This is a genomic window from Leisingera daeponensis DSM 23529 (assembly GCF_000473145.1).
Classification (GTDB): Bacteria; Pseudomonadota; Alphaproteobacteria; order Rhodobacterales; family Rhodobacteraceae; genus Leisingera; species Leisingera daeponensis.
Map to the genome: position 1 here is coordinate 93,689 of NZ_AXBD01000006.1, position 23,759 is coordinate 117,447.

18 protein-coding genes are annotated in these 23,759 nt (G+C 65.9%); 9 read left to right on the forward strand and 9 right to left on the reverse strand.

Annotated elements, in window-relative coordinates; genetic code table 11:
* Positions 1-21 precede the first annotated feature (21 nt).
* Positions 22-1,362, reverse strand: coding sequence for a bifunctional UDP-N-acetylglucosamine diphosphorylase/glucosamine-1-phosphate N-acetyltransferase GlmU (glmU, locus tag DAEP_RS0100305; RefSeq protein ID WP_027243265.1), 1,341 nt, complete (start codon positions 1,360-1,362; stop codon positions 22-24).
* A gap of 172 nt (positions 1,363-1,534) precedes the next feature.
* Here glmU and DAEP_RS23245 point away from each other — a divergent pair, with 172 nt between their 5' ends.
* Positions 1,535-2,776 carry a hypothetical protein gene (locus DAEP_RS23245; RefSeq protein ID WP_027243266.1) on the forward strand — a complete coding sequence of 414 codons (1,242 nt, stop codon included), beginning with the start codon at positions 1,535-1,537 and terminating at the stop codon, positions 2,774-2,776.
* A gap of 38 nt (positions 2,777-2,814) precedes the next feature.
* Here the strand turns inward: DAEP_RS23245 and DAEP_RS22330 are convergent, their stop codons facing one another.
* On the reverse strand, positions 2,815-4,386 hold the full coding sequence (locus DAEP_RS22330) for a glycosyltransferase family 4 protein (protein WP_051337293.1): 1,572 nt from the start codon (positions 4,384-4,386) through the stop codon (positions 2,815-2,817).
* A gap of 128 nt (positions 4,387-4,514) precedes the next feature.
* Between DAEP_RS22330 and DAEP_RS22335 the strand changes: the two genes are divergently transcribed.
* Both DAEP_RS22335 and DAEP_RS23250 read left to right on the forward strand, forming a co-directional pair.
* Positions 4,515-5,051 carry a hypothetical protein gene (locus DAEP_RS22335; RefSeq protein ID WP_036760330.1) on the forward strand — a complete coding sequence of 179 codons (537 nt, stop codon included), beginning with the start codon at positions 4,515-4,517 and terminating at the stop codon, positions 5,049-5,051.
* Entirely contained in the window at positions 5,048-7,084 is a 2,037-nt protein-coding gene (locus tag DAEP_RS23250; RefSeq protein WP_051337294.1) for a glycosyltransferase family 2 protein, read from the forward strand. Before DAEP_RS22335 ends, DAEP_RS23250 begins: the two co-directional genes overlap by 4 nt.
* Here the strand turns inward: DAEP_RS23250 and glf are convergent.
* Complete coding sequence (glf, locus tag DAEP_RS0100325; RefSeq protein WP_281171934.1) at positions 7,068-8,237, reverse strand: UDP-galactopyranose mutase; 1,170 nt, start codon at positions 8,235-8,237, stop codon at positions 7,068-7,070. The two genes, DAEP_RS23250 and glf, sit on opposite strands and share 17 nt — an antisense overlap.
* Before the next feature lie 192 nt (positions 8,238-8,429).
* On the reverse strand, positions 8,430-9,215 hold the full coding sequence (locus DAEP_RS0100330) for a hypothetical protein (RefSeq protein WP_027243268.1): 786 nt from the start codon (positions 9,213-9,215) through the stop codon (positions 8,430-8,432).
* 282 nt (positions 9,216-9,497) lie between these two features.
* On the opposite strand from DAEP_RS0100330, the gene DAEP_RS0100335 reads away from it, so the two are divergent.
* The 3 genes from DAEP_RS0100335 to DAEP_RS22350 are packed head-to-tail and all read left to right on the forward strand — an operon-like array spanning position 9,498 to position 13,566.
* Complete coding sequence (locus tag DAEP_RS0100335; RefSeq protein WP_027243269.1) at positions 9,498-10,616, forward strand: hypothetical protein; 1,119 nt, start codon at positions 9,498-9,500, stop codon at positions 10,614-10,616.
* Positions 10,617-10,644: 28 nt separating this feature from the next.
* Complete coding sequence (locus DAEP_RS22345) at positions 10,645-11,739, forward strand: hypothetical protein (protein WP_036760332.1); 1,095 nt, start codon at positions 10,645-10,647, stop codon at positions 11,737-11,739.
* Positions 11,740-11,775: 36 nt separating this feature from the next.
* Positions 11,776-13,566, forward strand: a complete 1,791-nt coding sequence (locus tag DAEP_RS22350; protein ID WP_051337295.1) for a glycosyltransferase — start codon at positions 11,776-11,778, stop codon at positions 13,564-13,566.
* A gap of 3 nt (positions 13,567-13,569) precedes the next feature.
* On the opposite strand, the gene DAEP_RS0100350 is transcribed toward DAEP_RS22350, so the two are convergent.
* Together DAEP_RS0100350 and DAEP_RS0100355 are read right to left on the reverse strand one after the other, a co-directional pair.
* On the reverse strand, positions 13,570-14,223 hold the full coding sequence (locus tag DAEP_RS0100350) for an ABC transporter ATP-binding protein (protein ID WP_027243270.1): 654 nt from the start codon (positions 14,221-14,223) through the stop codon (positions 13,570-13,572).
* A 10-nt stretch (positions 14,224-14,233) separates the two neighbouring features.
* Positions 14,234-15,712, reverse strand: coding sequence for a KpsE/RkpR family capsule polysaccharide export protein (locus DAEP_RS0100355; protein WP_084204380.1), 1,479 nt, complete (start codon positions 15,710-15,712; stop codon positions 14,234-14,236).
* A 91-nt stretch (positions 15,713-15,803) separates the two neighbouring features.
* On the opposite strand from DAEP_RS0100355, the gene DAEP_RS0100360 reads away from it, so the two are divergent.
* Complete coding sequence (locus tag DAEP_RS0100360) at positions 15,804-16,637, forward strand: ABC transporter permease (RefSeq protein WP_027243272.1); 834 nt, start codon at positions 15,804-15,806, stop codon at positions 16,635-16,637.
* 24 nt (positions 16,638-16,661) lie between these two features.
* Here the strand turns inward: DAEP_RS0100360 and DAEP_RS22355 are convergent, their stop codons facing one another.
* Complete coding sequence (locus tag DAEP_RS22355) at positions 16,662-17,723, reverse strand: glycosyltransferase (RefSeq protein ID WP_245595039.1); 1,062 nt, start codon at positions 17,721-17,723, stop codon at positions 16,662-16,664.
* Between the two features lie 333 nt (positions 17,724-18,056).
* Between DAEP_RS22355 and DAEP_RS0100370 the strand changes: the two genes are divergently transcribed.
* Positions 18,057-19,367, forward strand: a complete 1,311-nt coding sequence (locus DAEP_RS0100370) for a UDP-glucose dehydrogenase family protein (RefSeq protein WP_027243273.1) — start codon at positions 18,057-18,059, stop codon at positions 19,365-19,367.
* A 244-nt stretch (positions 19,368-19,611) separates the two neighbouring features.
* Here DAEP_RS0100370 and DAEP_RS0100375 read toward each other — a convergent pair whose 3' ends face one another.
* Together DAEP_RS0100375 and DAEP_RS0100380 are read right to left on the reverse strand one after the other, a co-directional pair.
* Positions 19,612-20,748 (reverse strand): ParB/RepB/Spo0J family partition protein, encoded by a 1,137-nt coding sequence (locus DAEP_RS0100375; RefSeq protein WP_027243274.1) that lies wholly within the window; start codon positions 20,746-20,748, stop codon positions 19,612-19,614.
* A gap of 81 nt (positions 20,749-20,829) precedes the next feature.
* Positions 20,830-22,245, reverse strand: coding sequence for an AAA family ATPase (locus DAEP_RS0100380; protein WP_027243275.1), 1,416 nt, complete (start codon positions 22,243-22,245; stop codon positions 20,830-20,832).
* 486 nt (positions 22,246-22,731) lie between these two features.
* On the opposite strand from DAEP_RS0100380, the gene DAEP_RS0100385 reads away from it, so the two are divergent.
* Positions 22,732-23,739, forward strand: coding sequence for a replication initiator protein A (locus DAEP_RS0100385; protein ID WP_027243276.1), 1,008 nt, complete (start codon positions 22,732-22,734; stop codon positions 23,737-23,739).
* Positions 23,740-23,759: the final 20 nt, after the last annotated feature.

Here is a 23,759-nt window from a genome sequence, read left to right on the forward strand (position 1 = left end):
TCTTACCCTCTGAAGTGTCTTTTACGCGTCTTGCGCCGCGGCCTTGCGGGCCCGCAGGCGCTCTGCGGCCCCGGCCTTGTTGTCCTGTTCCGCCCGGCCCAGGGCCAGGGCGTCTTCCGGCACGTCCCGGGTGACCACGGATCCCGCCGCCACAATGGCGCCCGCCGCCACGGATACCGGCGCCACCAAAGCGCTGTTGCTGCCGATAAAGGCCCCTGCCCCCACCGCGGTGCGGTGCTTCATCACCCCGTCATAGTTGCAGGTGATCGTTCCGGCGCCGATGTTGGCTCCGGCGCCGATACGGGCATCGCCCAGATAGCTCAGGTGATTGGCCTTGGCGCCTGCCTCCAGCGTGGCATTCTTGGTCTCGACGAAGTTGCCGACCTTGGCGCCTTCGCCAATGGCGCTGCCCGGCCGCAGGCGGGCGTAAGGGCCGATCACGGCCTCGCGGCCGACCTGGCAGCCCTCCAAATGCGAGAAAGCGCGCACAACCGCCCCTTCCCCGATCTGCACGCCGGGCCCGAACACCACATTCGGCTCAACCAGGACATCCCGTTCCAGCCGGGTATCCGGCGCGAAGAAAACGGTTTCCGGCGCCACCAGCGTCACGCCCGCGGCCATCGCCGCCTGGCGGGCCCGGGTCTGAAAAATCACCTCCGCCCGGGCCAGTTCCGCCCGGGAGTTGATCCCCAGCGTCTCCTCCTCGGCGCAGGTGACCACGGCACAGGCCAGCCCCGCATCATTGGCCTGCTCCACAATACCGGTGAGGTAGTATTCCCCGGCAGCATTGCCGCAGCCGATCCGGCTGATCAGATCAAACAGATTTTTTCTGCTGCAGCAGATCACCCCGGAGTTGCACAGCCCGATCTGCAGCTCCTGCGGCGACGCATCCTTGGCTTCGACGATCCGCTGCAGCCGCCCGCCTTCCAGCACCAGGCGGCCGTAGCGGGCGGGGTCGGCGGGCTCGAAGCCCAGAACCACCACATCCGCCGCCGCACGGCGCGCGTCCAGCATCGCCTGCAGCGTCTCCGGCCTGATAAAGGGGGTGTCGCCGAACAGAACAATCACATCCCCGTCGAAATCCGCCAGGGCTCCGCGCGCCTGATCGACCGCATGAGCCGTTCCAAGCTGTTCTTTTTGAATGACAATTTCAGCATGCGGCATATGCTCCTGAAGCGCCTGCGAAACCTGCTCCGCGGCAAACCCCGCAACCACGACACAGCGGTCCGGATCCAGCCCGGCGGCCGGCTGCATCGCATGGAACAGCATCGGCAGGCCTGCAATCGGGTGCAGAACCTTCGGTTTGGAAGACACCATCCGGGTTCCGCGGCCTGCGGCAAGAACAACAATTGCAAGGGGCATACCGAATCCGTTTCTCACGCCAGTTCCGCTCAGGAGGTACCGGTTCACGGCATGAAAGCCAAGCCAGCCGCCCCCCCGGACCACACGTAAAACGCGCCTTCCCCCTTGCTCCTCTCACGCTCTCCCCATAAACAGCAAGCGCCCTCCAGATAATTATTGAACAGGTCCGCCGATGAGATCCGCCGAGCAATCAGAACTGCAGCAAAACAAACCGCACAGCCTGACCGCCGCCCCTGCAAACGGCGTGCAGCAGCCGGGCACGGATATCCTCACGCCGCTGGCCAGCCGCTCCCTGTTCTGGCGCGCGCGCTATCTGGAAGCCTCGCCTGCCCTGTGCCACATTCCGCTGCTGTTCTGGCTGGTGGAAACCGCCCGGCCGCGCATCGCGGTCACCCTGGGAATGGCAGATGCGGTTCCGCACTTCGCGCTGTGCCAGGCGGTGGACAAGCTCGGGCTGGACAGCCTGTGCATCGGCGTGGAGAACTCTGCAATCGACACAGAAGTGACCCGTTTCAACCAGCATAACTACGAAGATTTTTCTCACTTTGCCAAGGCAACCGGGGAAACGCCGGAGTTTCTGCCCCACGGCAGGAAAGCCGACCTGCTGATCGTTAACCGGCCGGCTTCCAAGGCACTGATCAGCGCACTGAGCAGCACTTGGCCGTCCCGGCTTTCAGATCAGAGCATTCTCCTTTTCTTGCATAGCCCGGAAGCCGGCGCCGAAGAAGCTTTCCAAGAGGCCTTCCAGACGGAAGATAAAGTCTTCACGCTTGGTCTGCACGGTTCGGCCAGCCTCGTCCTTCACGGGAGCAATCAGTCCGAACGGTTGCAGCGGCTGGTGCATCTAAAACCCGGGCAGCCCGGTTACACGGCTGCAAGTACGGTTTTCAGGCGCTTGGGGGAGCTGCATAGTAAGTCCTGCGAATTGGAACAAGCCTCCGCTGAGCTGACCCAGGCTCGCCAGAACGCAGCACTCAGCACTGCGGAGCTTCAGAAAGCGCAGGCGCAGCTGAAAACCCGGGCTGATCAGGAAGAGCCGCAATCCAAACTGCACAGGGACCTCACGCAAGCACGGCAGCAGAACAGTCTGCTGCATGAAGAGCTAACAGCATTCAAACACCGCCTTCCATCTCTGGAAGAAGAGACTCTCAACCTGCGCAAACTGCTCTCGGAGCAGGAAGAAACCCTGAGCGAGCGGTACAACGATATCTCCGTGCTCGGCCTGGAGCTTCAGGCCAAAACCGAAGAAAACCGCAAGCTCGCGGAAGAAATCGAGGCTCTGAAACGCACGCTGGGCGAGACCGAGACCCTGCGCGACGCGCATGCGGAACGGATCCGCGATCTGGAAAACAGCACCTCGTGGCGCGTGACCGCCCCCCTGCGCAAGGCGTCGCTGACACTCAGGTCCAAGTAAACCGGCCGAAGTAACAGGCCGCCGCAGCAGGGACGGCCCTAGCCCCCGGAGGCAGCCGCCGCCTTCAGACGGTCCAGCATCCGCGCCGCAATGCTGGACCAGGCATACTCCGCCCGCGCCCGCGCCCGGGCAGACCTTCCCAGGCGGCTGCGCAGCTCCGGATCCTGCAGCAGGCGGCCCAGCTGGCGCTGCAGGTCCGCAATCTCCCCCTTGGCAAAGACCAGGCCGCTTTCGCCATCCTGCAAAAGCCCCTGCATCCCCGCCACCGACGACAGCACAATGGCCTTGCCGGCCGCCATTGCCTCCACCGGTTTCAGCGGCGCGACCATTTCGGTGACCAGAAGCGGGCGGCGGGGGAAGACACAGATATCGAACAGATCCAGCCAGTCCGGCACCTGTTCGAAAGGAACCCGGCCCGGCATGATCAGCCAGTCCCCCAGCTCCAGTTCCGCCGCCTGGCGGCGCAGCGCCTGCGTCACCGGAGTGCCGCGCAGGCCGGTGCCATGCTCATCCCCCACCAGCACCAGCCGGAACCGGTGCCCCGCCGCCTTCAGCCCGGCCGCGGCGGCCAGCAGATCCTCCAGCCCTTCATAGGCCGGAAAACTGCCGGCATAGCCGATCACCGGCACCCCCTCCGGCAGCCCCAGCTCCGCCGCCAGCCCGCGGCCGCGCCCGGGCGGGCCAAAGCTGTCCGGATCGCAGCCGTTCGGCAGGAACGCGACCCGCTCCGCAGCCGCCCCGCGGCGGAGCAGCGCCTGGCGCATCGGCTGCGACAGGGTAAAAACGTGATCCGCCTGCCGCACCATCCGGGTTTCCAGCCAGCGCTCATAGCGGTACTGCGGCGCGCCCAGAAAGCCCGGCTCCCGCGCCGCCCGGCTCAGCTCCCAGAAGCCGCGCATATCATAGACCATGGGCAGCCCCAGCCGCCGGGCCGCGATCAGCGCGGGCAAGGCGCAGGCGTGGTTCGACGCCGCCATCACAACCTCCGGCCGCAGATCCAGGAAGCGCGCCGTCAGCGCCTCGGCGCTGCTGCGCACATAGTCCGGGTAATTCTGCCAGCCGCCGAACTGCGGCTCCGGGCTGTGCAGATAGGGCACCCCCGCAACCTCTTCGCCGCAGGCTCTGGCCAGCGGCATATCCGCCGACAGCGCCGCCGGATCCTCATCCCAGGGGAAGCCGGGGCGGGTCAGGCAGTACAGATCCGCCCCGGCCCCGCGCAGCGCCTGCGCCAGCCGCTGCGACCGCACCGCATAGCCCGTCGAGAGCCAGGGCAGGCTGCTGTAGAGCACATAGGCCACCCGTCCGGGCACCGGCGTCCAGCCCTTGGGCGGCACCGGCTGCGGCAACCTGGCCACGGAAAACATCCGCTCCGCCCGCTGCTGCAGCGCCTGCCGGGGCGCCGCCTGCGGCAGCCGGGCCAGCGCCGCCGCGGCGCAATCCGGCTCGGCCAGGTCCAGCGCTGCCGATGCCAGTTCCAGAAGCTCGTCCTGCCCCTGCGCCTGCGCCAGCGCCTGGCGCAAAACCGCCCCGGCCTCATATTCCGGCTGCTGCGCCGCCAGCGTCCGCACTGCCGCCGCATAGCCCTGCGCCAGCCCTGTTTGTTGTCGCATTGGTTTCCCTTGTTCCGCCACGGTCCGCGCCTTGGACACCCTGCTTTACGCCCTCTTTTCCAGATGGACAAACCAAAGCAGAAACGGCACTACGGGGCCTCAACTGGAAATGATCTGAGGCGCCAGAGATGACCGACAATGTTGCCACCGGGCCGGAAGCAGATTTCAACTATGCCCTGCAGATTCTGCGCAACAGCCAGGCAGAGGGGGACCTCTGCGCACATACCGAAATCCAGCCCGGGATCGCCCTGCACGCAGACCCGGCGCTGCAGGTGTCCGGCCGCTGGCGCTCTCCGGCCGGGCGGCTGCTTGAACTTGAGGCCACCGCCGGCAGCGAGGGCGGCTGGTTCGGGCTGCACATGGACCTCGGCGGCCTCAACCTGTCCCAGGCCGGCCTCGTCGGCCTTGCCTGCCGCGGCACCTCGCCCTCGATCGAGGCGGTCCGTGCCTGCATCCGCTCGGGACGTCCCGAAGGCGGTTTCGACGATTGCTTCTTCCCCAAGCGCATTCTGACCCATCCCGAGGCCGCCAGCCACCTGGACGCCCTGCAGATCAGCCTGCAGCAGGACCTGCCGCCGGAAGCGCCCTGGCGCGAACTGATCCTGTTCCTGCCGCTGCACAGCTTCCGCCTGGACCTGCACGACCTGCGCCTGTTCGCCGTATGAACCTGACCGTCATTATCCCTGCGCATAATGACGAGGCCCCTCTGCACCGCCTGCTGCGGCATATCCGGCGGCTGAAGTTCGCCAGCCATATCATCATCGCAGACGACGGCTCAGAACCGGCAATTGCCTTCGGCCCGCTGCCCGCCGCAGCCGGCCTGCCGCCGGAGCGGATCACATTGCTGCGCCAGGACTGCTCGCGCGGCGCCGGAGCGGCGCGCAACCTGGCGCTTCAGCATGTGGCCACGGACCATGTTCTGTTCCTGGACGCCGACGATCTGCCGCTGCGCGAGCTGCCGGATCTGCTGCGGGATCTCGACGGCAAGACATTCGATTTTTGCATCTTCCAGCACCATGACAGCCGCTGCGGCGCAGACGGCCGCTGGGGCCAGATGCCGGCGGACCTGGCCCTGTGGCGCAGCGCCGGCGCCGATGTCGGCGCCCTGTCGCAGGTATCCCCCGCCGCGGCGGTCAGCCTGTGCCAGACCGCCAATTACCCCTGGAACAAGATCTACCGCACCGGTTTCCTGCAAGAGCATGACATCCGCTGCACCGAGATCGCGGTCCATAATGACGTGGAGCTGCACTGGCGCAGCTTTCTCAATGCCCGCACCATCCTGGCCAGCGACCGGGTCGGGGTGATGCACTATGTGGCCGAGGGCCAGGGCCGGCTGACCAACCGCAACGGCCCGGAACGGCTGCAGGTTTTCACCGCCCTGTCCCGCATTTCAGCCGAGCTGCGCGCGCGCGGGGATCTCGGCGCCTTTGAGGTGCCCTTTTACCGGTTCGCGGCCGGGCTGCTGGACTGGATCGGCAGTTTCATCCGGCCGGATTTGCGGCCCCGGCTTGCCCGCCAGGCCCAGGCCTTCTTTGCCGAAGAGGTGCCGCCGCCGGTCCGCGCCCATCTCGCCCAATGCGAAAGCGGCCGCCTGGCGGCTGCGCTGCAGCAGGCGGCGGCACCAGTGCCGGAGACTGCCGCCCCTCCCGCGGTCCGCAGCAGCCCGTCCGGCCGCCAGATATGGCTGCATATCGGCCTGCCCAAATGCGGCTCGACCACCATCCAGCGGCATATGGCGGCCGCCAGCAGCGACCACCAGGCCCGCGGCGTCTGCTACCCTCAGGCCTGGCGCAGCCCGGATGGCTACCGCAATCACCTGCCGCTGGCCAAACTGCCGCCAAGGATGCTGCCGCGAGCGGTGGCAGAGATCACTGCCGAGGCGCTGGAGCGGGAGTGCAGCCGCATCGTGCTGTCGTGCGAGCATTGGGCCAATGCCTTTCCGGGCAGCAACCTACTGCCGCTCTACAAGGCGCTGCAGACGCAGCTGCCGGACTGGCAGATCCGCATCGCCGCCTATTTCCGCAACCCGTATGATTTTGCGGAATCCAGCTATGCGCAGTTTGTCCGGGCCGGGCTGTTCCAGATCAACCGGCACAGGTTCTATGCCGATGGCGCGCCCTCGATCGAAAAGTTCCTCGCCTGTTTTGAGGACAGCCGCGGCTTCCCGCTCTATTCCAATCTGGGTTACGCACGGATGCTGATGGCGCATTTCCCGCCTGAGGTCCTGACGCTGCGCTCGATCGAGCCGCAGGATCTTGCGGAGCCGGATATGCTGGGGGATTTCTGCAGCCTGCTGGGCCTGCCGGTCCCGGCCCGTACCGGGCGGCGCAACCGGCGGGTCAGCAACCGCAAGCTCGCAGAGCTGGAATACCTGCAGACCCTGATGGATCAGAACAGCTTTGCCCGGCTGCGCCCGCAGCTGATGGACACCGATTTCAGCACCCGGCCGGATCCCGCAAACCGCCGCGGCACCACGCTGCACATCGGGGCGGACACCGCCGCGGCAATCGCCAGGCAAATCGACAGCGAGCGCGCGCAGCTGCAGCAGATCTTTGCTACCGGCACCGCCGGCCTTTGCGAAATCCGCAACGGGGCCGGGCCGGAGGGCTGGGCCCGCGCCAGCCTGCTGGATGACGGGGACCGGGCGCGGCTGCGGGCCTTTGCGGCCCGCAATGCAGGCTCTACAGCGGCGCGGTGAAAAACGCCGGTGCCGCCTTGCCCGCCTCTTGGCAGTCCAGGAAACCGCGCGCCGCGTCCAGCGCCTCGCGGATGGTCACGTCCATGTCCAGATACCGGTAGGTGGCCAGCCGGCCCACGAAAGTGACGCCCGCGGTCTCTTCGGCCAGCTTGACGTAATCGGCGAGCAGCGCCTTCTCCTTCACCTGGCGGATCGGGTAATAGGGGATGTCGCCGGGCCCGGCCAGGCGGGAGAACTCGCGGTACAAGACCGAGCCCTCGTGCTCTTCCCAGGGCGCGAAATGCTTGTGCTCGGTGATCCGGGTGTAGGGCACCTCTTCCTCGCCGTAGTTCATCACCGCGCAGCCCTGGTAGTCGCCCTGGTGGGTGAAACGCTCGAAATCCAGGGTGCGGTAGCCGAGACGGCCAAGCCGGTAGCCGAAATAGCCGTCCAGCGGCCCGGAGTAGAACACGTGGTCATACTCTGCGCCCGTCTCCGGGGTGAATTCAGTCTCTAACTTGACCGAAATGCCCGGGTGATCGAGGATCTTCTCGATCATCGGCGTGTAGCCGTTTTCCGGCATCCCCTGGAACTGGTGGAAGAAATAATTGTCGTCGTAGTTGAAGCGCACCGGCAGCCGCTTCAGGATCGAGGCGGGCAGCTCGGAGGGGTGCATGCCCCACTGCTTGATGGTGTAGCCCTTGAAGAAGGCCTCATAGAGATCCTTGCCGACAAAGCGCATCGCCTGCTCCTCGAAGGTCTGCGGATCCTCGATGGTGGTGTCGGCCTGCTCGTTGACGATGAAGTCATGCGCCTCTTCCGGGCGCATCGTCTTGCGGAAAAACTGGTTGATGGTGTGCAGGTTCACCGGCAGCGAGAACACCTCCTGCTCGCCCGACAGCCCGCGGGTGGTCGATTTCACCCGGTTCTTGTAGGGTTTGAAGGTCTCGAAGCGGTTCACATAATCCCAGACCTCGGCATCGTCGGTGTGGAAGATATGCGGCCCGTAGACATGCACCATGACGCCGGTTTCGGCGTCGCGCTCGGTATGGCAGTTGCCGCCGGCATGGCTGCGGCTGTCCACCACGGTGATCTGATGGCCCGCCTCCGCCAGATGCCGGCCGATCACCGCGCCCGAGAGGCCTGCGCCCACCATCAGATATTTCTTTTTCATCATTGGTCCGTCCGCCCAGTCCCGTCTGTCACGATTGCTTATTCCTGCTAATGCACACCCGGGGGCCATGGCAACCAGCCTGACCGCTGAACCCGGTCAGCGGCAGGCGGTTTTATGCGGATCTGCGTCAGGCGGCGCCTGTCTCGTTCGCCTCTTTCCATTCCGGCTGCGGGTCTTCGAACCGCTTCAGGTTCACGGCCTTGAAGTTTCCGGCCGCAATTCTCTTCCCGACCCCCCCCGCGCGCCGCTTTTGTAAAGCTCGCTGCGCCAGACCTGCCGCCGCGGCGGCAGGCCGGGGATATCCCGGATGCTTTCCCAGACCAGTTTCTGAATCTTGACGTAATCGGCATGGTGATTTCGTTTGGCGCGGTGAAACTCGGCTTTCAGAACTCCGTGCTTATCCGCCAGGACTGGCGTCAGATCCCGCCGGTCGCAGACGCCGCTGATCAGCTGGTTGATCCGGTTCAGCAATTGCGCCTGATAGCGCGGAGGCAGCCCGTGCAGCTGGAACCGCTTGCGGAAATACTGTTCAGGCACCTTGCACGGCGCGCCGACGGCTACCGTGTAAATATTGCTGAACCCCGCGCCGCGCAGATCCGCAACCAGCATTCTGATCCCTTCGGCTGCTTCCCGGCAGAATTCTTCAGGATCAAGGAAATCTCCCCGATCAATGCGGTAGCCCGCGTTGAAGACCGCATCCACCACACCAAAATGCAGGAAGATGATGTCCTGAGGCCGGGCGTGTTCCAGGCACTTCAGCACATAGCCCCGGTTCGTTTCCTTGCGCAGCCCCCGTGCCGACCAGCCGCCAGCCCAATAACTGCGGTAGCGCGGCGTGGCGCCAAAGATGTAATCGAAAACCTCCGAGGAAGAGGAGCCGAAGACATGCAACCGGGCCGGCGCCTTTGCTGCTTCGGTTTTCCGGTGCGCGCGCCCCGCCAGAGAGCGCAGGCCGCGCTTCAAAATGTGCAATACCATTGTCAAGTTACCTGAATACTCCGAAGCCGGGTTAAAGATGCTCAAACAGCCTGATGCAATCCACCACTCCCTGCACAAATTCCCTGCATTTCGCAACCCGCCAACCCGCGCCGCCGGCCCGCCCCGGCGAACGGGATCTGCCGCCCTGCTGCAAAAGGCTGAAGAGAGCTCGCGGGGACAATCACGGAAAACCGCCGGCCGGCCGGCCGAAGCGATTGTTCCGGAAACCGGAATGCCCTAAAGCAGGCGGGACGTGTTTATCAATGAGGGACCTGTCGCCAGATGCCAAACCGCAAGACGCTTATCTTTCACATCGGCGATCACAAGACGGGCTCCACCTCCATCCAGCTGGCCTTTGCCAAGCGGCTGATCAAGCTGCAGGGGCACAGTGTTTTCTACCCTGCCAAACTGGCCCGTAATGTGCTGGGGGAGCAATGCCTGAATTATAGCAGGGCCGAAACCCCCGAGGCGCGGCAAGCCGCGGCAAAACCGATTGCGAAACTGGCACAGAGGGTCCGGGACTCGCAGGCGGATTTCACTCTGATTTCAGCGGAGGCCTTTGAAACGGTCCCCGCCGCGCTGCTGCGCGAGGTGATTGATACCTTCTTTGCCGGCACGGCCGATGAGATCCGGATTTTCTGCTACGTCCGCCCGCATGCCGCCCGCATTGCATCCAGCTTTGCCGAGCGCATCAAGGCAGGCGTGCCGAAAACACTGAAAGCGGATCTCGAAAGGTTCGCGCAGCGGCGCAAGGAGGTGGAGGAATTCATCTATCTGCCGCGGTTTGCCGCCTGGCGGGAGCATTTCGGCGGCGCCTTCACCCTGCGGCCGATGATCCGCAGCCAGCTGCATCAGGGCGATGTGGTCAGCGATTTCATCCATCACGCCTTTGGCGGCATCCCCTTCACCATCACCGGCGACAGCCAGGCCAATGAATCGCTCTGCCTGGAGGACCTGATGCGGCTCAAGGTGCTGCAGCGCCATCTGAAAGCGGATCGCGACCTCCGGCTCAAGATCGGCTGGGAATTTTCCCGCCTCACAGGGCAGCTGCCGCCGCCGCACCAGCGCACCAAACTGCAGCTGCACAAAAGCCTGGCGGAGGACATCCGCACCACCTATCTGGCCGATGCCCGCAATCTGGACCGGGAGTTCTTCGGCGGTGAGCCGCTGCTGGAAAACGAGCTGCATGCGGCCGTTGAAAAAGCCATCCCCGCACCGCAATCCACCGATCCGGCCGATTACCTTTCCGGCTCCGAGCTGCGCTCGCTGGAGCTGATGTCCGGCATGATCGCCGGGCTGCTGGAAGAACCCAGCGTCGCTTGGCCCGCCTTCCTGCATGCCAAACGAGAGCGCGACGTGGAACTGGCCCGCCAGGCACGGACCGCCAAGGCCGCCGAATAACTCCCCCGCGCAAGAAGCCCGCACCCGCATGAAAGTCATCATCTATTTCGGTCATCACAAGGTCGGCTCCACCGCGCTGCAGGCCTATCTGGCCCGCAACGCGCTGGCGCTGCTTGAGCACGGCATCCTTTATCCGGCGGCGGAAAGCGAAGGCCTGTCGCATCTGCTGGCGCAAGCTCTGGGCAGGCAGGACAGGCCGACGCTCGGCTGCATGAACGTGCGCGAGCCCCACAATGCGCTCGCCTTCCGCATGCTGGCCGGCAAAACCGGCCGCAAGACCCCGCCCTGGCACGGCCCCCTGCCCGGCCTGGCGGCCATGCTGAACACCCTGACCCACCAGGTCGAGGTGCTGCAGCCGCACACCGTCATCCTGTGCTCCGAGGTCTTTGCCAACTTCGGCGCCGGGCATGAGGATCTGATTGCCAAGCTGCATGGCCTGTTCCCGGCCGCCGAATGGGAGCTGTACTGCGCCCTGCGCCGGCCGGACGAATACATGGCCTCCTGGTTCGGCCAGCGGCTGCGGTTCGGCCACCAGCTGGAGCCCCTGTCCAGCCCCGGCAGCGGCCAGACCGGATCCATCCATTTCAACTACCGCCGCATGGTTGAGCCCTGGGTCCGTGAATTCGAAGGCTGCCCGCTGCATCTGCGCAACTACAGCGACATTCTTGCCGCCGGCGGCTCGGTGCAGGATTTCACCGCTCAGGCGGGCTGCGCCTTCCCCGATGGCCTGCCGGCCGGAGGCCGGTCCAACGAAGGGCTGCCGCGGGCCGCTTACGAGATCATCCGCCGCGCCAACCGCGACCTGCTGCCGGAGCAGGCGCAGGCGTTGCGCGATTTCTTCCTGGCCGCGCCCGGCGGCCTCAGCCCGGTGCGCAACAGCGACGTGGAGCTGTTCGGCGCGGAGCGCCGCCAGCAGCTGGCGGATGCCTTTGCGCCCATCCATGAGTATCTCAGCCAGCTGACCGGCCGCCCCGCTTTCTTCCCCGGCCTCGACGAGATGCGCAGCCCCCGTCCAGTGCCGGAGGCCGAGGCCACGGCGCAGATTCTCGCGAAACTCGATCCCGCCGCCCTGCCCGCGCCCGAGCTGAGCCGCTTCATCAGCAGCCTTCAGCGCGATCTCTGAACGTCCCGTCCCAGTTTTTCCGGAAAGGTTTCCGCCATGCCCACCTTGCAGAACTTCATCGCCCCCGATCCTGAAATCTGCACCGAACACGCGCTTTTCTACCAGGCCAAGGGCGCGATCGGCTTTTCCCAAAGCACCGGGCGCTATGTTCTGGCCCCCGGCGCGCGCATCAGCTTCGGCACCTATTTCAACCTGTTCAGCCTCGGCAAATGGAACCGCAGCTGCCGCCTGGACAGCCTGTTTGCCGAAGTATCCGGCAGCGGCAAGGCAGAGATCCGGATCGTGCATGCCCGGCCCGGCCTCTCCTGGGAGGTGGTCTACTGCGAAATCGCCGAGCTGCTGGACGGCCAGCCGCATGTGATCAGCCTGCAGGAGTTTGCCGGCGCAGACACCGAAGGCGCCCTTTATGCCGAGGTGCAGGCGCTGGGAGGCGAGGTCACCCTCACCAGCGGGCGGTTCTTCACCGGGGATGAGCCGGAGCAGCTGCCGCGTCTGGCGGTCTCCATCACCACCTTCAAGCGCGAGAAGGAGGTGCAGAACACCGTGGCCCGGCTTGAGCGGTTCCTCGGGCAGTTCGCCTATGGCAGCCAGATCCGGGTGCAGGTGGTCGACAACGGCCAGAGCGCGGAGATCGCCGCCACCAAAAATGTGATCCCCTACCCGAACCGCAACCTGGGCGGCGCCGGCGGTTTTGCCCGCGGCCTCTTGGAGGCGGAGAAGGACGGCTATACCCACTGCCTGTTCATGGATGACGATGCCTCCTTCCACATGGAGAACATCGCCCGCTGCTACACCTTCCTGGCCCTGGCCCGGGACCCGAAGACCGCGCTCGCCGGGGCGATGATCAACAACACCCACAAATGGTGCATGTGGGAAAACGGCGCCTTCTTCGACGGCTCCTGCCGCCCGCTCTACAACGGCACCGACCTGCGCGATCCCGCCGAGGTCGTGCAGATGGAATTCAAATCCGCCCGCAGCACTCCGGCAACGCTTTACGGCGGCTGGTGGTTCTTTGCCTTCCCGGTTGCCAGCGTCAGCCGCCACCCTTTCCCCTTCTTCGTGCGCGGCGATGACATCAGCTTCTCGCTGGCCAATGATTTCCGCATCTGCACCCTGAACGGCGTGGTCTCTTTCCAGGATGACTTCACCGAAAAGGAAAGCCCGCAGACGCTGTATCTGGATCTGCGCAACCACCTCATTCACCACCTGGTGTTCGACCAGCTGGAGCGCAGCCCCCTCGGCACTGCCCGGATCGCCATCCGCTTCATGCTGCGCTCCATGCTGCGCTTCAAATACGAAAGCGCCGAGGCGCAGCTGCTGGCCTGGCAGGACGTGATGAAGGGGCCCGGCTTCTTTGATGAGAACATCGACATGTCGCAGCGCCGCGCCGACATCAAGGCGCTGATGAAGGACGAGGTCTGGCAGCCGGCGTCCGGAGCCCCCGCCCCCGGGCGCGCCCGCTTCAGCAGGCTGCCGCGCCGCCTGCGGCATTATTTCGGCCTGTTCACCCTGAACGGCCACCTGATCCCGTTCTGGAAAACGATCGGCGACCGGATGGTGCTGGATATCGGCGAGCGCGGCATCGTCTTCCCCGCCTTCGGCGGCGCCCGGCTCACCTATTTCAATACCCGCGGCGACAAGGCCTATACAGTGACCCACTCCAAGCGGCGCTTCTTCAGCCTGGCCTGGCGGATGGCAAAAACCCTGCTGGCCTTCCGCAGCAGCTATGGCAGCCTGAAAGCTGACTACCGCAAGGGCTATGCCGATATGGCCAGCAAGGCGTACTGGGAGAAAACCCTCGATTCCGGACAGGACCGCGCCGCCTGAGCGCTAGTCCAGCATCGCCTCATGCACCTCGATGGCCTCATCGAGGTCTTCGAAATAGCGGATCCTGCCGTGCTCCAGCACCAGGCCTGCATTGCAGAACTGGCGCACCTGGTTCATCGAGTGGTTGACCATGATGGCGCTGGAATGCTTCATCCGGTCGGCGAAGACCGCGCGGCTCTTGCGCTTGAAGGAGCGGTCGCCCACCGCGGTCACCTCGTCGACCAGATAGGTGTCGAAACGGATCCCCATCGAGGCGCCGAAGGTGAGCCGCGAGCGCATGCCGGAGGAATAGCTGCGCATCGGCATGTGGTAGAATTTGCCCAGCTCGGCAAAGTCCCCGACGAAATTCACCAGGTCGTCGGTGTCCACCCCGTAGATCCGGGCGATGAAACGGACGTTCTCCGCCCCGGTCAGATCGCGGTGGAAGGAGCCGCCCAGCCCCACCGGCCAGGAAATGGTGCCGTCCGAGACCACCCGGCCGAAGTCGGGCCGCAGGGTGCCCGCGATGATCTGCAAGAGCGTCGACTTGCCCGCCCCGTTGCGGCCCAGAAGCGCCAGCGACTTGCCCTCGGGCAGCGTCAGGTTCAGGTTGTCGATCACCACCTTGCGCTCGCCCTTGAGCCGGAAGCTCTTGGTCAGGTTCTCGAACCGGATCATATGCGGGCTCTCAGCTGCGGTCGCGGATCGAATAATAGATCAGCGCCCCGATCGACCAGGTGAGCAGCAGGAACAGCCCGGCAAGCGCCGACAGCACATAGCGGCGCGGGTACTCCGCCTCCTCGGCCAGGGTCGGGGTGATATAGGTGGCCAGGTAGCGGCTCTGGCGGGCGGCATCGTCGCGCGCCGCCTCCAGCGCCGTCAGCGCCGCGCGGTAGGTTTCCTCGGCAAACTCCCGGTCCACCGTCAGCCGCTCGAATTCGGAGATCAGCGTCGGGTAATCCTCGCCGACGCCGCCGGTGTCGGTGTTGCTGGAGGCAAAGGTCTGGCGCTCGATGTCGATGCGCTCGCGGATCACGCCGATCTGCTGCTGCGCCTGCTTCAGCCGCACGTCGCCCGGCGCCACCGAGCCCGCCAGCAGGTCGTATTCGATCAAGGCCTCGGCCAGCTGCTGCTGCAGGTTGTTCATCACCCCCATGCGGCCCTGGATATCGGCCTCCGGGTCGACGATGCGGGTGCGGGTGCGGAACCGGGTCAGCTCCTCGCGGGCCGCCTTCAGCCGCTCCACCGCCTCCGCCAGATCCGCCTCGGCATAGCGCATCGCGTCAGCACGGGCCTGTTCGTTCAGCGCATTGATACGGATCTGGCTTTCGTCGACGATAGCGCTGCTGACCGCCTGGGCGGTGTCCCGGTCAAAGGCGGTGACCCGCACTTCGGTCAGGCCCGAGCCGCTGTCATAAGAAATGCGCACCATCCGGTGCCAGAACCAGACCAGCTCCTCCAGCGTCGCATCGGGCCAGATTGAAAAGGCCCAGTCGGTTGGCCAGTGCTGGCTGTAATGGGCGCGCAGGTCCACGCGGGCATTGACCGCTTCGGCCATTTCCTGGCTCTGGATGAACTCATAGAGGATGTCGCTGTCCGAGGCGGTGGAATTGCCGGCGAAACTGGCCAGACCGCCCAGCAGGTCATTGGCGCTGGAGCTTTCCTGGCTGCGCACGGTGAAGCCGGTGGTGGAGGCATACTGGTCCTCGGCCACCGCAAACAGATAAAACACCGCCGCCGCCAGCGGCAGCAGCACCAGGGCTGCGAAACTGGCGATCAGCCCGCGGTGGCGCCCCTTCAGATGCGCGGGCCGGGCCACCGGATAGGCCGGGGTTCCAGCCATCTGCGCCTCCAGCGCCGCTTGGGCTGCCTCGGCCTTCTGCACCTTGCGGCGCAGTTTCCGGAGCTTCCTGCCTGCGCCCTTGCCGCCTGGGCGGCCCTGACGGTCCTGCCCGCCGCTGGCCTCCTCGCCGCCCGGACCGTCAGGACGGTCCGGCGCGCCGGGCAGATGTTTCACATTGGCGGCCTCCCGGCCGGGCGCGGCGGGCCGGTCCGGGCCGCTGCCCTCCGCCGCTGCCTCTGCCGGGCCGGATGTGTCAGAGCTTTTGCGGCCGGTGCGGAAGTGAGCGGCAGCCTTCCGGCGCGCCGCCGGGCGATCCTGTGTCATAATCTGCTTATCCCGGCCTGCAGCCGTTTGTAATTGCCTCGTCTTTCTTTCATATTATCGCCTGCACAGCGCATATTCACAATGGGTATTCATGACCAGCACCCCGCCCGCAGCGGCCCCTGCCCTGCCCCCCGCCCAGATGCCCGCCGCCGGCCGCGCGCGCCGCTTTGCCAGCCTGCGCACAATCGCGGCGCTGGTGCTGCGCGAGATGTCGACCCGCTACGGCCGCACCCCCGGCGGCTATCTCTGGGCCATTCTTGAGCCGCTGGCAGCGATCCTGTTCCTCAGCCTCGGCTTCTCGCTGGTGATCCGCAGCCCGTCGCTGGGCACCAGCTTCCTGTTGTTTTACGCCACCGGCTTTCTGCCCTTCAATCTCTACCAAATCATTTCAGCCACCACCGGCCGGGCGATTTCCTATTCCAAGCCGCTGCTGCAGTTCCCGGCGGTGACCTGGGTGGATGCGGTGATGGCCCGATTCCTGCTGAACAGCTTGACTGGAATCCTGATCACCGTCCTGCTGATCGGCGGCGTCTATGTGGTGACCGACAGCCGCGCGGTGCTGGATCTGCCGCCCGCAGTGCTGGCTATGGTGCTCTCACTTCTGCTGGGGCTGGGGGTCGGGACGGTGAACTGCGTGCTGATGGGGCTCTACCCGCTGTGGGACGTGGCCTGGTCGGTGATCACCCGGCCGCTGTTCCTCGCCTCCGGCGTGCTGTTTCTTTATGAAGATCTGCCGCCGCTGGCGCAGGACATCCTGTGGTTCAACCCGCTGATGCATATCACCGGGCTGATGCGCACCGGCTTCTACCCCAGCTACACAGCCGCTTATGTCAGCGTGACCTATGTGCTGGCCACCAGCCTGATCCTTTTTACACTCGGGCTGATCCTGATGGGCCGCTTTCACCGCGATATCCTGAACCGCTGAGCGCGGCGCGGGACCGCCGCCGGCTCAGCTGTCGCCTGCCAGCTCCAGCACCTTGGCATGGGGCACTCTGGTCCGCCGCAGCAGCCCGTCGCGCAGGGCATGGCCCATCAGCCGGGCAAAGGCGCGGCGGCCGCCGCGGTGGTGGCGCAGCTTCATCAGCCACTTCGGCACGATCACCAGAAGCACCGGCCAGAACAGCCAGCCCGCCGCCATCCGGTACAGAAGCAGCAGGTTGCGGTGGTAGTAATAAGCCTTCCACAGCGGCACGAAGCGGCCGCGTTGCGCCGCCTCCGCCTTTTGCGCATCCGCGCCCCCGGCCTGGAAGGTCGACAGGTCATGCTCGAAGCGCACCGAGGGCTCAAAGCCGATCCGGCCGCCCGATTTGGTCAGCCCCAGCGTATACAGCCCGTCATCGCCATAGATGAACAGCTCCGGATCCGGATAGCCGATCCGCCGCACCGCATCCGCCGAGATGAAAAAGCCCACAAAAGAGGTGACGTCGATCTGCATCCCCGCCCCCTCGTAATCCGAGGGCTGCACGTGAAAGCCGGAGCGGCCGCCGCCGAACAGGGTGCGCAGGAACTCGCGCCCGTGCCAGAACGGGTTGCGCGAGGGGCGGTTCATCTCGCAGATCCGGCCGTCCGGGAAATAGACCGCCGCCGCCACCGCGTCCCAGCCGCCGCCCTCTGCCGCAGCTGCCGGCTGCCGGTGCATCGCCAGCGCGTGAAACGCCGCCAGCCCGCCGGGAGCGGGCCGGCCGTCGTCATCCATCACCGCCAGCCAATCGGGGGCGTGATGCTCCATCGCCCGGCGCATGCCCATCTCGAAGCCGCCGGCGCCGCCGCGGTTGGTGGCGCTGGTGCAAATGTCCAGCCTGGGGTCGTCCTGCGCCGCCAGCCATGCGCCGGTGCCGTCCGAGGACGCATTGTCGGCCACCACCACCGCCGCCAGCTCGTCCTCCGGGCTCTCCAAAAGCCGCGCCAGCGTCGCCTTCAGCTTGTCCAGCCGGTTGTGGGTCACCACCACCGCCACCAGCCGCCCGGCCGCTGCCGGAATGTTTGTGCTGCGCGCCTCTGCTGTGCTCACCGGGGGTGCTCCTGTCTGCTTGCGGGCCTGGCCCTGCCGTTTGCTGCGGCCCCGAAAGCACATAAATCGCCGGCGCTGTCAAACCCTTTGCGCCCGGTGCGGCGGCGCCCGGTGCAACGGGCCGCGGCGCGCCACTTAGGTCCGCTTCGGACCAAATGTTTCGCGCGCGAAACATTTGGTCCGAAGCGGACCTATCCTGGCCTGCAGCTGCGCCCCGGGCCGGGCGGGCGCAAAAAACCGGTTCCCGCCCTGTCCGGCGGCGTATATCCTTCTAGTCTCAAGACAATGGCGGCAGCCAGGCCGCCGCACCGGGGATTGAGAGAAGGGTATTCCATGCGCATTGCGATGATTGGCACCGGCTATGTCGGTCTGGTGTCCGGCGTCTGTTTTTCGGATTTCGGCCATGACGTGGTCTGCGTCGACAAGGACGCGCGCAAGATCGCCCGGCTGCAGGCGGGGGAGGTGCCGATCTACGAGCCGGGCCTCGATCAGCTGATGGAAAAGAACGTGAAGGCGGGCCGCCTCAGCTTTACCGGCGATCTGGCGGCAGCGGTGGACGGGGCGGAGGCGGTGTTCATCGCCGTCGGCACCCCGACCCGGCGCGGCGACGGCCATGCCGACCTCACCTATGTGATGGCCGCGGCGGAGGAGATCGCCGCAGCGCTGACGGGTTACGCGGTGGTGGTGACCAAATCCACCGTGCCGGTGGGCACCAACCGGCAGGTGCAGCAGGTGATTGCCAGGGCCAATCCGCAGGCGGAGTTTGACGTTGCCTCCAACCCCGAGTTCCTGCGCGAAGGCGCCGCGATCGAGGATTTCATGAAGCCCGACCGGGTGGTGGTCGGCGTCCAGAACGACCGCGCGGCGGAGGTGATGGCGGAGATCTACCGCCCGCTTTACCTGCGCGACTTCCCGATCCTGACCACCGACCTGGAATCGGCCGAGCTGATCAAATACGCGGCCAATGCGTTTCTGGCCGCCAAGATCACCTTCATCAACGAGATCGCAGGGCTGTGCGAGCGGGTGGGCGCGGACGTCAAGGAGGTCGCCCGCGGCATCGGCTTTGACGGGCGGATCGGCAACAAGTTCCTGCACGCCGGGCCCGGCTACGGCGGGTCGTGCTTCCCCAAGGACACCGCGGCGCTGGCGCGGATCGGCCAGGACCATGCCTTCCCCCTGCGCATCACCGAGACCGTGATGCGGGTGAATGACGAGGTGAAGCACCGGATGGTGGAGAAGCTGCGCGATGCCTGCGAGGGATCCTTCAACGGCAAGACCGTCGCGGTGCTGGGCGTCACCTTCAAGCCCAACACCGATGACATGCGCGAAGCCCCCAGCCTGACCATTGTGCCGGCGCTGGTCGGCGGCGGCGCCCGGGTGCGGGTGGTGGACCCGCAGGGGCAGGCCGAGGGCGAGGCGCTCCTGCCCGGGGTCGCCTGGATGGACGACCCTTACGAGGCGGCGCAGAACGCCGACCTGGTGGTGCTGTTGACGGAATGGAACGAGTTCCGCGCCCTGGACCTGAAGAAGCTGGCGCGCGGGATGGAGGTGCCGCGGATGGCGGACCTGCGCAATATCTACTCCCCCAAAACCGCCAAGCGGGCCGGCTTCCGGACCTATGTGGCGGTGGGGCGGGGCGCCTGAGCGGCCTTCCGGAAATAGGTCCGGTCCGGACCAAATGTTTCGCGCGCGAAACATTTGGTCAAACATGCTGACCTAATCAGACTCTCCCGCGCGGGCAGATATCAGGCCCTGAAAAGGGCTTTTCCCGGAAAAGCCCTTTGCCTCCGGCGCGGAGTGAGAACGCTTCCTGGAAACCGTCCGGGGGACGGTTTCGCTTTCGAACGGGCGGAGCCCTTGGGGAAAGATGAAAGGCGGCCGGCTCTGATCAGAGCTTTTTCAGCCAGGCCTCCAGCGTCTTGGCCAGGGTGGCGTTCACAGCCTCGCCGCTGATTTCGATCTTCTGCTCGCTGGGGGTATAGGTGAGCCGCACGCCTTTGGGCGCGGGCAAGGAAATCCGTTCGCCCGGCATCGCGGCGTCCCAGTCCCCCGTGCCGCGCACCCGCGGACCCTTGACCAGCGGCGGAACGGGCGCTTTGGGCGCAGGTGCGGCAGCCGCAGGTTCATAAGCCGGGGCAGGGGGCATATCAGGCTCTGACTTGGGCATTTGGGGGGCATCCCCTTCGACCAGCCGGGTCAGCACCTCCAGCTCCGCCTCCGGGCTGGAGCGGTCGGCGGCCTGCAGCGCCTGTTTCGCACGCTCCGCAAAGCCCTCGTCCGCCTCGATCCCGCGCACCAGGGCGAGGCCCAGCTTCTCGCTGATCGCGGTGGGGTAGAACAGCACCGCGTCCAGCGCCTCGACCAGGGTGACGAAGCTGCCGATCTTGGAGCGCTTGGCGCGGGTCGCATTGCCGAACAGCGCCTGCAGCGCGTATTTGCGGCGGGTGAAGACGCCTTCCTTATACGCGCGCACCGCGATCCGGGCGCGCTCGTAATGCGACAGGTTCACCCGGATCTCGTTTTCCTCGACCATCGCCACATAGGACTCCTCGGCGCTGTCCGGCTTGATCACCAGCGCCTTGAGGGTGGCGAATTTCGGATCTGATGTCTCGGCATAGAGCCGCTTCAGCGCGGTCAGGCGGCGCCAGCCGGAAATCAGGCCGTGGGTGCGCCCGCCAAAGGTATCCTCCAGCGGCACCACTTCCGCCGGGGTCTGCTGGCCGCGGGCGCGGATCGAGGCGATCAGCGATTGCAGCTCTTCCTCGTCCTGTTCGATGCGGTCGCGCACCAGGTGGTTCTCGTCGATGGCCGCCAGCGGCAGCTCTTCGATCATCAGCCCCCTGGCGCGGGCGGTTTCCAGCACGCCGGACAATTCCTGCAGCGCCGCCTGGGCAGAGGCGTCGGAGGCCACCTGGGCAATCGGCGCGGCCCCGACGCTGGACGGGCCGCCAAGCGCCGGTTTGGCCGCGGGCGCCGCCGTCAGGTAACCGGTCTGTGCCGGGGAAAGCCGTTTGCGTTTTGCCATGTCCTGTCCTTCGTGCCTCAGTTGCAGGATGCGTCTCTCTTGGACGGGGCCGCATCCTGCCCCAAATGTCTTGCCGGGGCCTTATTCGGCCGCGCGCTGCTCCTGCAACGCCTCGCGCCGCCAGACCCCGATCAGGAGCTTCTTGAAGGCGGCATAGGTCTCGTCGAAGGTCTCCCGCCCGCGGGCATAGGTCTCGCGGTTGAAATCGCGGTAGTCGGCCTCGTAGATGCCGCTCACCTGCTCCCCGGCCTGGCCGATCAGCGCGGTGAAATCCTGTTTGTGGGGGGAGAGCACCCGGCCCATATAGGCCTGCATCAGCGCCGCCAGCTCGCCCTGCTGGGCGCTGTCATAGCGGGTGATCACGGTGCGCACCGCGTCCCATTCAAACGCCAGCCCGGGGCGGCCCAGGGCGCGCGCGGCGAGGTTCTCGCCCTCCTCGATCGAGGCGAAGGTGGAATGCAGCATGTCGAAGAAACGCCCCGTCGAGTCGAACTCCAGGAAGGACGCGCCCATCGGCACCAGGAGGATGTCGGCCGCCGACAGCCCGTTGATGGTCAGGTAGCCAAGTGCGGGCGGGGTGTCGATGAAGATCACATCGTACTGGTCCAGCACCCCGTCGGCCTCCAGCCGCTCGGTCAGCGCATCCCACAGCTTCCAGGACCGCGCCGCCATCCGCCAGACCGGGATCTGGAACTCCGCCCAGTAGAGGTTCAGCTGGGCGCCGATGAGGTCGATGTTGGGCCAGTGGGTGTTCTGGATGACGTCCTGCGCGGTCATCTCCATCGCCGCATCCAGCGCCTCGTCCAGCGGCTGCGGGGCATCGCCGCGGTCGAGGCGGCGCTGGTTCTCCAGCCGCAGATGCTCACCGTAGTGGCGCGCCAGGAGCGGGAAGGCGGTCTGCCATTCGTCGTCCACCTTGCCGCCGAAGATCGAGGTCATCGAGCCCTGGCTGTCGAGATCGATCACCAGCACCTTGTAGCCGTCGAGCGCGGCGGACATCGCCAGATGCGCCGCGGTCGAGGTCTTGCCGACGCCGCCCTTGAAGTTGGCGACCGCCACCATCTTGGCGGGCAGCCCTTCGGGGCGGTAGGGGGTGTAGTCCTTGGCCTTGGAGCCTTGCGCCGCGAAGAAGGCGCGCAGGCGCAGCACCTCCTCCAGCGTGAACCACTTGGCGCCGCCCTCGGTCTCGGAGCGGCCCTGCGGCAGATCGGGGTTGGCCTTCAGCACCCGGCGGAAATGGGCCTGGGCGACCGGGATCAGGTAGCGGGTGATCTCCCAGGTGGAGAACAGGCGCAGCTCCTTCTTGCCCTCCTCATTCAGGCCGCGGCTGGCGAGGTCGGCGCGGCCTTGCGCGCAGGCGGCGGCGATCCCGGCAAAGCCCGCGGTGGTGGCGGGGGCGTCAAGCTCCGCCAGCGCGGCGTCGGGGTCGATGCTGAAATAGGGGGGGAGGCTGCTGCCTGCCCTGGGAGTGTCTTTCCTGTGGATATCTCGCGCCATGAGGTCTGCCTGCTGTCCCTGGGCCGTTGCGGCCCTGCCCGTGTGGAAGGCTGCTGTTCTGCTGCTCCGCAGCCTGATGTGCTGCCTTTTGATAAGAATACGCAAAAACGCAGCACATGGAAGCAAAATGCGCATCCCTCCTGGTTTTTCTAAGCAAATCCGGCAGTTGCGGCAGGGGGAAATAGGGCTGTTTCAGAGCGTTCAAAAAAATCTGCTCTGTTATAAATGAGTTATTTATTAGTTACAGGCGGAAGGGGGCGCGCGCAAAGCCCTTTTTTGATTGGCGATCGGGGCGGATTTTCCGCGGGCGGTGACTCTGAAACCCCGATCAAATGACTCCGAACCCCCGAGGAAACGATTCCGAACCCCCGTTGCCGGACCATGTGGATAACCTTAGGGTGGGCGTAATCAAAACCACGATAAAACGAGTCGCCGGACCGGGGCATAAGATCCCGGCGGGCGGCAGAGCAGACGGCGGACAGGCAGATGGCAGCAGAGCTGACGGCGGGAGCGATTCCGCCAGAAGGGCAGGGGGATTTCTTCCTCTGCGATATCTTCGGGGCGATCCCCAAGAACGATCTGGCGTCGATGGAGCATCCGCTGTTCAGCTTGGGCACACGGCCGGACCGGCGCATCCTGAGCTACCAGCACAACGGCGCCGAGATCACCGTGACCCCCTCGGTCAAGGGGCTGGCGACGATCCACGACAAGGACATCCTGATCTTCTGCATCAGCCAGCTGATGGCGGCGCTGAATGCGGGCCGCCAGGTCAGCCGCACCCTGCACCTGAAGGCGCATGACCTGCTGGTCGCCTGCAACCGCGAAACCTCCGGCGATGCCTACCGGCGCCTGCGCGAGGCCTTCGAGCGGCTGGCGGGCACCCGCATCACCACCAATATCGTGACCGGCGGCCAGGAGGTCACCACCGGCTTCGGCCTGATCGAGAAATGGGAAATCGTCCGCAAGGCCCGCGGCGGCAAGATGGTCAGCGTCGCGGTGACGCTGTCGGACTGGCTGTACCGGGCGGTCTTGTCGAAATCGGTGCTGACGCTTTCCCGCGATTACTTCCGGCTGCGCAAACCGCTGGAGCGGCGGATCTATGAGCTCGCGCGCAAGCATTGCGGGCGGCAGAACAGCTGGCAGGTCTCGGTCGAAACCTTGCTGAAGAAATCCGGCTCGGCCAGCCCGCGGCGGGTGTTCCGCAAGATGATCCGCGACATGATCGACGCGCAGCCCTTGCCCGATTACGCGCTGGAGGAGCTGGAGGGCGATGTGATCCGGTTTTCCCAGAAGGCCGCCGTCACCGAAGCGGTGCTGAATGCGCCCAGCCTGAAGCCCGCCACCCTGGAGGAGGCCCGCGCGCTGATCCCCGGCGCCGACGCCTATGCGCTGGAGGCGGAGTGGCGCGCCATGTGGGTGCGCACCGGCAGCCCCAGATTGCGGATGCCCGATGCGGCCTTCCTCGGCTGGGTCAGGAAACGCGCCGCGGAATAGTAGGCGCTCTCTCGCGCGCG

What these genes read in the sequence shown, in the direction of transcription:
- glmU (WP_027243265.1), bottom strand. Translation starts at nt 1,362, where the DNA reads ATGCCCCTTGCAATTGTTGTTCTTGCCGCAGGCCGCGGAACCCGGATG.
- DAEP_RS23245 (WP_027243266.1), top strand. Translation starts at nt 1,535, where the DNA reads ATGAGATCCGCCGAGCAATCAGAACTGCAGCAAAACAAACCGCACAGC.
- DAEP_RS22330 (WP_051337293.1), bottom strand. Translation starts at nt 4,386, where the DNA reads ATGCGACAACAAACAGGGCTGGCGCAGGGCTATGCGGCGGCAGTGCGG.
- DAEP_RS22335 (WP_036760330.1), top strand. Translation starts at nt 4,515, where the DNA reads ATGACCGACAATGTTGCCACCGGGCCGGAAGCAGATTTCAACTATGCC.
- DAEP_RS23250 (WP_051337294.1), top strand. Translation starts at nt 5,048, where the DNA reads ATGAACCTGACCGTCATTATCCCTGCGCATAATGACGAGGCCCCTCTG.
- glf (WP_281171934.1), bottom strand. Translation starts at nt 8,237, where the DNA reads ATGAAAAAGAAATATCTGATGGTGGGCGCAGGCCTCTCGGGCGCGGTG.
- DAEP_RS0100330 (WP_027243268.1), bottom strand. Translation starts at nt 9,215, where the DNA reads ATGGTATTGCACATTTTGAAGCGCGGCCTGCGCTCTCTGGCGGGGCGC.
- DAEP_RS0100335 (WP_027243269.1), top strand. Translation starts at nt 9,498, where the DNA reads ATGCCAAACCGCAAGACGCTTATCTTTCACATCGGCGATCACAAGACG.
- DAEP_RS22345 (WP_036760332.1), top strand. Translation starts at nt 10,645, where the DNA reads ATGAAAGTCATCATCTATTTCGGTCATCACAAGGTCGGCTCCACCGCG.
- DAEP_RS22350 (WP_051337295.1), top strand. Translation starts at nt 11,776, where the DNA reads ATGCCCACCTTGCAGAACTTCATCGCCCCCGATCCTGAAATCTGCACC.
- DAEP_RS0100350 (WP_027243270.1), bottom strand. Translation starts at nt 14,223, where the DNA reads ATGATCCGGTTCGAGAACCTGACCAAGAGCTTCCGGCTCAAGGGCGAG.
- DAEP_RS0100355 (WP_084204380.1), bottom strand. Translation starts at nt 15,712, where the DNA reads ATGACACAGGATCGCCCGGCGGCGCGCCGGAAGGCTGCCGCTCACTTC.
- DAEP_RS0100360 (WP_027243272.1), top strand. Translation starts at nt 15,804, where the DNA reads ATGACCAGCACCCCGCCCGCAGCGGCCCCTGCCCTGCCCCCCGCCCAG.
- DAEP_RS0100370 (WP_027243273.1), top strand. Translation starts at nt 18,057, where the DNA reads ATGCGCATTGCGATGATTGGCACCGGCTATGTCGGTCTGGTGTCCGGC.
- DAEP_RS0100375 (WP_027243274.1), bottom strand. Translation starts at nt 20,748, where the DNA reads ATGGCAAAACGCAAACGGCTTTCCCCGGCACAGACCGGTTACCTGACG.
- DAEP_RS0100380 (WP_027243275.1), bottom strand. Translation starts at nt 22,245, where the DNA reads ATGGCGCGAGATATCCACAGGAAAGACACTCCCAGGGCAGGCAGCAGC.
- DAEP_RS0100385 (WP_027243276.1), top strand. Translation starts at nt 22,732, where the DNA reads ATGGCAGCAGAGCTGACGGCGGGAGCGATTCCGCCAGAAGGGCAGGGG.